General features: G+C 64.2%; 6 protein-coding genes and 1 pseudogene. 1 reads left to right on the top strand and 6 read right to left on the bottom strand.

Annotated elements, in window-relative coordinates; translation table 11 throughout:
• From EOA22_RS21285 to EOA22_RS21300, 4 genes and pseudogenes are all read right to left on the bottom strand, one after another.
• A pseudogene (locus EOA22_RS21285) lies at window positions 1-300 on the bottom strand (peptide ABC transporter substrate-binding protein); the annotation flags it as partial.
• 247 nt (window positions 301-547) lie between these two features.
• Window positions 548-1,732, bottom strand: coding sequence for a mandelate racemase/muconate lactonizing enzyme family protein (locus EOA22_RS21290; RefSeq protein ID WP_063167628.1), 1,185 nt, complete (start codon window positions 1,730-1,732; stop codon window positions 548-550).
• Between the two features lies 1 nt (window position 1,733).
• Complete coding sequence (locus EOA22_RS21295) at window positions 1,734-2,840, bottom strand: mandelate racemase/muconate lactonizing enzyme family protein (protein WP_063167629.1); 1,107 nt, start codon at window positions 2,838-2,840, stop codon at window positions 1,734-1,736.
• A gap of 35 nt (window positions 2,841-2,875) precedes the next feature.
• Window positions 2,876-3,568 (bottom strand): GntR family transcriptional regulator, encoded by a 693-nt coding sequence (locus EOA22_RS21300; RefSeq protein WP_063167630.1) that lies wholly within the window; start codon window positions 3,566-3,568, stop codon window positions 2,876-2,878.
• Between the two features lie 132 nt (window positions 3,569-3,700).
• Here EOA22_RS21300 and EOA22_RS39570 point away from each other — a divergent pair, with 132 nt between their 5' ends.
• Window positions 3,701-4,126, top strand: a complete 426-nt coding sequence (locus tag EOA22_RS39570; RefSeq protein ID WP_275955645.1) for a LysR family transcriptional regulator — start codon at window positions 3,701-3,703, stop codon at window positions 4,124-4,126.
• A gap of 22 nt (window positions 4,127-4,148) precedes the next feature.
• Here the strand turns inward: EOA22_RS39570 and EOA22_RS21310 are convergent, their stop codons facing one another.
• Window positions 4,149-5,300, bottom strand: a complete 1,152-nt coding sequence (locus EOA22_RS21310; protein ID WP_013532876.1) for an efflux RND transporter periplasmic adaptor subunit — start codon at window positions 5,298-5,300, stop codon at window positions 4,149-4,151.
• Between the two features lie 15 nt (window positions 5,301-5,315).
• On the bottom strand, window positions 5,316-6,437 hold a 1,122-nt coding region (locus tag EOA22_RS21315), incomplete at its 5' end, for an efflux RND transporter permease subunit (RefSeq protein WP_164755704.1).

Genomic DNA, 6,437 nt, shown 5'->3' on the forward strand with positions numbered 1-6,437 from the left:
CGCCAGCAGTGTGCCGGCGTCTGCAATGCTGACCGGGTCGATCGTCGCCGCCGGCACACTGCTGGCGACGCGGATGGTGGCGCCCGGCGCGCCCTGGGCGCGCGCCAGCGACGGCATGCCGCCAAGGCCGGCGGCCATGCCGATGCGGCCCAGCAGCGGCAGCGACAGGCCGAGCAGGCTGCCGTGACGGACGAAGTCGCGGCGGCTGACACGGCCGTCGACGAGGCCGTCGATCAGGTGATTTTCAAGCGGCGTGCGATTGCGCCGGATAAGGTCGAGAATGCTGTGGTTCTTGCTCATGGGTTTTTACCCTTTCCCCTATTTCTTATGGTTGACGAAATTTTCGTGGATTGCTCCATTTTCCCGGCACCGGAGGCCTGTCTACCGGAACTTTAGCATGCGGTTTTGTCCGGTCCATCCAGTCGTGGCGTGGACGCTCGGGGTTGTTGGTTGCACGGCTTCCACCGTCTTTGTCCAACCTTCCCGCCCGAAATCGCGGCGGTTGGCTTCTCGTGTCTGGCCGTCGGTCTTGGCCGCTAGCCGTCATCTAGTTCAGCGGCAAACGGCGATAGGTTCCGGGCTTTGCCGGGTCATGATACTTGTTGCACGGTCCTTTCTCGGTAAAGTCTCTGTGACAGGCAGCGAGGTTTTCGCGCGACAAGGTGACGCCGAGACCGGGACCTTCCGGAACGCGCACGACATTGTTTTTCGGCGAAAACGGTCCTTCCTCGGTGACATCCATCGGCAGCATGCGAAACAGCGACTGGTTCGGCTCCCTGATCCAGCCGAGTGCCGCGCACAGATGCAGATAGGCGGCGCTGCCGATGCCGCTGTCGCCGCTGTAGCACCAGAAATCGATCCCGGCATGCTCGCAGGCGCCGACGAAGCGCAACAGCCGGCCGATGCCGCCATGCGTCGTCGGGTTGCCGACGAACGCGTCCGGCACTTTGGTTTCCATGGCGCGCGCAATGTCGATGTTGTGGGTCGAGAACGGGATCGAGCAATGGCGCCGCAACTCGCGCATCTCCTCGATGGTCGCCACCGGATCCTCCCAGTTGCGCACGCCCAATTCTTCCAGCGGGCGCGCCAGCCGCCGCGCGGTGCTGAGCGAATAGGCCTGGTTGGAATCGATACGGATCATCGCATCGTCGCCGAGTTTCCTGCGGATCAGCTCGACCATCCTGAGCGAGATTTTCGGATCTTCGGTCGAGAACTTGCCTTCGAAGAAAGTCGTTCCATGCGTCTCATGCAATTCGACGCAATAGTCGGCGACTTCCTGGGGCGTCGTCTCGCCCTTCACCTTTGGCCCATCACCGCGCAGCGAAAAATAGTCGGTGAACGGGATATCCTTGCGTACGGCGCCGCCGAGCAACTGGTAGAGCGGCTGGTTCCACGCCTTGCCGCGCAGGTCCCACAAAGCCATCTCGATGGCGCCGAAAGCCATGATGCGTGTGCGGTCGTTGATCGACTGCACGCCGGTCCAAAAGGGCAGGCAGACATGCTCGGCGCCGGCGATGTCGAAGGCATCGCGCCCGACCAGCCGCGGCGCCAGGACATCATTGATGATCGCGGCCGCCGCTGGCGTCGGCGCTTCGCCGAGGCCGACCAGGCCATCCTCGGTCTCGACTTCGACGACGGTCGGTGAAAATCCGTCGAGTTCGCCGAACACCCAGGCATAGGGCGCTTCGAGGCGCAAATTGATCGGCGTGGCTTTGATGCTGCGGATTTTCATCTCAGCGCCCGACCTCGAAGAACGGCGCGCCGAGCAGATCGGGAACGACGTCTATGCCGAGACCCGGCCCGTCTGGAATGCCCATGCGGCTGCCGGTGACCGGTGGCATGTTCGATGCCGTGCGCACCGTCACCCATTCATGGAAGGCGATGGCGTGCAGCCGGCGCTCTTCCGGCGTCGACAGCGACAGATGCGCCATCGCCGCGGTGTCGATCTCGGCGCCGCCCGTGTCCTCGACCGTGATCATGAAGCCGAGGTCGACGGCAATGTCGCGGATCTGGCGTGTCTTCGTCACGCCGCCAAGGCGCGAGATCTTCAGCGTCAGCCCGTCGGCCGCGCCCAGGCGATGAATTTCCAGCATCGCCTCGAGCGAGGTGACGGATTCGTCGAGCACCATCGGCTTGTCGAGCATGCGGCGCACCGACATGTTTTCATCGATCGTGGTGCAGGGCTGCTCGAACGTGTAGTCGATGGCGCGCGTGGCATCGGCGAATTGGCGCGCCTGATAGGGAGTCCAGCCGGCATTGGCGTCGCAGAAGATGACCGTGCCTTTCGGCACCGAGGAGGCAACCGCGATGACGCGTTCGATGTCGTCATGGACATTGCCGCCGACCTTGACCTGCAGCCGGTGGAAGCCGTCCTTGACGATGCGCTTGGCCAGCGCGGCCATGGCGTCGACGCTCCCGTGCGTGACGACCTTGTAGAGTTCCGCGGTGTCGCTTTCCTTGCCGCCGAGCAGCGTGACCAGCGGCACGTCGGCTGCGCGCGCCGCCAGATCCCAGCAGGCCATGTCGAGCGCCGACTTGATGTAGGGATGGCCCTTGAACACCGTGTCCATCAGCCGCCCGATGCTGGCCAGCCCGCGCGGATCGCGGCCGATCAGATGCGGCGCGATCTCGACCACGCCGGCGCGAACGCCGGCGGGGAAGGCGGCCGAGTAAAAATTGCCGAGCGGCGCCATCTCGCCCCAGCCGGTGATGCCGCTGTCTGATGTCATGGACACGATCACGGCGTCGAAGGCGTCGGCCTCGCGCCCCTTCGACATGCGGTATAGCCCGTCAACGAAGGGCTGCATGACGTGGTAGGCCTTGATGGTCTCGATCTGCACGTGTCTTGTCCGCTGTCTGTGGTGTTGGGAACGGGTCAGGCGCCCCTCGATGGGCGTTGTTCGAGGCTGCGCGCGTAGGCAAGCAACTCCTCGAAGTCGAGATCGATATGCTCCCTGGCATGGCGCTGGGCCGCACGCATGTCCTTGCCCTTCAGCAACCGCACATAGGTTTCGTGAACGTCTTCGGCCGGCACCGGCTCGTTGCGGGCATGCTGGTGGAGCGCGAAATACATCTGCAGCCGGCTGGTCAGCCGCTGCCAGGTTTCCAGCAGCACCGAATTGTCGGCCCATTCGTAGATCAGGCCATGCAGTTGCAGCGCGGTTTCGATCTGGCGTGTCGTGTCCAATGCGCGGGTCGCCTGCTTCACGGCTTCGTGGCGCCGGTCGAGCTCGTCGAAGAAGCGCTGGTCACGCAGCGGCCACGCCCGCTCGATGGCCAGCTCGTCCATCACCTTGTTGAACGAATAGGCATCGTCGATGTCCTTGGCTGTGACCTCGATGACGAAGGTGCCGGCATAGGGGATGCTGGTCAGGATCCCTTCCTGGACCAGCTCGCGCATCGCCTCGCGCAGCGGCGCGCGGCTGACCCGCATCTGTTCGGAGATACGGAGCTCGTTGAGCTTCTGGCCGGGCGCGAGCTGGCCGGTCAGGATCGCGCGCCGCAACAGCGCAACGATCTCGGCGCGTCGCGTCGTATCCGCGATAGGACTGAAATCCGCTTTCGCCATTCGGCCACTCCCAGGAAACCGAAAGCAAGACAAGCAGATTGTCGACAATCTAACAAGAGGCTATCTCAATTGATTGGCCAACGCTGCAGAGACCGTTTCGAAATTCCCTCTGGCGAGTCATATGGAGCCGCTGTGGAACGGTTGCCGCCGCTGAATGCGATCAAGGCTTTTGAAGTTGCCGCCCGTGCCGGCGGCTTCACTTTGGCCGCCTCTGAACTCGGCGTTTCGTCGGCGGCGGTCAGCCAGCAGATACGCAATCTCGAAACCTGGTTCGGCAAGCAGCTGTTCGTGCGCAGCGGCAACCGCATCGCGCTCACCGACGCCGATCGCCTCGGCAAGGCTCGGCCTGGGCATCGCGCTTGGCCAGCGGGTCATGGCGCACGCCGATCTGGAGGCCGGTCGGCTGATTGCGCTCTCCTCGTCTCGGTGCACCTCGGGCACCCCTATTGTGCATTCATGCCGCCGGCCAAGGCCGACCGGGCCGATGTTGCCGGTCTGGTGGAACTGCTCAGTCGAGCGGCGCCCGCGACCTGTGGGAAGGCCGGGGCGCCGCGCTGAAGCCGGATCCTGACGGGGGTGTTCAGGTGGCCGGCTTTTCCGGTATCGGCGATACGGGCGCTCCGGGGCCGATCTTCTGCAGATTGCCCGTAATCACCTGGTCGCCCTCGGCGACGCCGCTGAGGATGGCGACCTGATCGCCGCTCGTCGGTCCGAGCGAAACCAGCCGCTGGTCGACCGTATTGCCCTTGCCGACGACATAGAGATATTTGCCGAGCTGGCTTGAGCCCAGCGCCGTCTGTGGCACCATCAGCGCATCGGCCTGCTCTCTCACATGCAGCCGGACACGGACATATTGGCCCGGCAGCAGCGTGAACTTGCCATTGCCGATCGTCGCGCGCGCCGTGATCGTGCCGGTCGAGCGGTCGACCGAATTGTCGATGAAGGTAAGCTCGCCCTTCTGGCTTGCCTCGGTCTGGCCGGGGAGCAGGACATCCACTTCGATCGGGCCGTTCGCACGGGCTTGCTCGATCTCGGTCAGATCCGTCTCGCTCGGGTTGAAGGTGACGTAGATCGGGTCGAGCTGCACCAGCGTGTTGAGCACGGTGCCGGCGACGCTGACCAGCGTTCCGACCGAGGCCTGGTTGCGGCCAAGGCGCCCGGCAAACGGCGCCCGGATTTCAGCGTAGCTCAGATTGAGCTCTGCCGTGCGGACCGCCGCCTGGTTCAGCGCCAGCGATGCCTGCGCTTCGCGCAAGGTGCTGGTGCGCTGGTCGAAGCCGTCCTTGGCGAGGTAGCCGCTCTTGGCGAGCTCGGTGCCGCGACCAAGATTCGAGCGGGCATAGTCGAGCGTCGCCGTGTCGCGCTGCACTTGGGCCTTGGCCTGGTCGAGCGCCGCCTGGAAGTCGTCAGGCGAGATCTTGTAGAGAAGATCGCCTTGCCGGACGTCGACGCCGTCGGCTGCGGTCTGCTCCTGCAGATAGCCGGGAATCCTCGCCTGTAAGGTGATGCTGCGGATCGGCTCTGTCCGCGCGGCATAGTCGAGGTAGATCGGGATCGTCTTCTTGACGACGCTGACCACCGGCACCGGCATGACGAACGCCGCCGGGGCGGGCGCCGCACCTGCCGTGCCGGCATTGAGGCTGAGATTGCCCATATCGAGCAGGTGGACGCTGGCCACCGAGATCGCACCCAGCGCGACAGCCGTTCCCAACGCGATTTTCCATTTACGCATGATCAGTCTCCAATCTTATTCGGCCGCTTCCGCCAGGGGCGGTAAAGCGTGCTCAGCAGTTGGTTCATTGTCTTGAGAGGTGGGCTCGTCTTTGCCGCGGCGTTCACGCAGCTGTTCGATGACCGCGTAGAACACCGGCACGAACACCAGCGACAGGATGGTCGCCGCGACCATGCCGCCGAACACGGTGGTGCCGATCGACTGCCGGCTTGCCGCACCGGCGCCGGTCGCAAACATCAGCGGCAGCACGCCGAGGATGAAGGCGAAGGCCGTCATCAGGATCGGCCGCAGCCTGAGCCGTGCCGCCTCCATCGCCGCGTCGACGATGCTGAGGCCTTCCTCGCGCCGTCGCCTTGCGAATTCGACGATCAGGATCGCATTCTTGGCCGCCAGGCCGATCAGCATGACGAAGCCGATCTGCGAGTAGACGTCGATCTGCATGCCACGCAGCAACAACGCTGCGAAGGCGCCGAACAGGGCCAGTGGCACCGCCAACAGCACCATGAACGGCATCGCCCAGCTCTCATACTGCATCGCCAGGATCAGGAAGACGAAGACAATGGCGAGGCCGAAGACGACGGACGCGATCGATCCTGCCTTGAGCTCCTGGAAGGTGATGCCGGTCCATTCGAAACCGAAATCCCTTGGCAGCGCGGTTGCAGCGGCCCGTTCCATGGCGGCAACCGCCTGGCCGGAGGAAAAGCCCGGTGCGGCGCCGCCATTGATCGAGGCCGAGGCATTGTTGTTGTAGTGCGGCACGGTCTCCGGGCCGACGAAGGGCACGAGTTTGCCCAGCGTCGAGAGCGGCACCATGCCGCCGGAGGCATTGCGCACATAGAGCCGCGAAATGTCGGCGGCACCTGCACGTGCATCCTTGTCGGCCTGGATGGTCACCCGGAAGGTGCGGCCAAACAGGTTGAAGTCGTTGACGTAGAGCGAGCCGAGATAGATCTGCAGCGTGTTGAAGACATCGGGCAGGTTGAGGCCGAGCAGTTTGGCCTTGCTGCGGTCGAGGTCGTAGTTGAACTGTGGCGTCGAGGTCGAGAACGGCGAGAACAGCTGCTGCGGGTTGATTTCCGGCTGCTTGCGCGCCTCGGCGATCACGGCTTGCGTCGCATCGTTGAGGGCTGAACTGCC

Source organism: Mesorhizobium sp. M7A.F.Ca.US.014.04.1.1, assembly GCF_003998745.1.
GTDB classification, from domain to species: domain Bacteria; phylum Pseudomonadota; class Alphaproteobacteria; order Rhizobiales; family Rhizobiaceae; genus Mesorhizobium; species Mesorhizobium ciceri.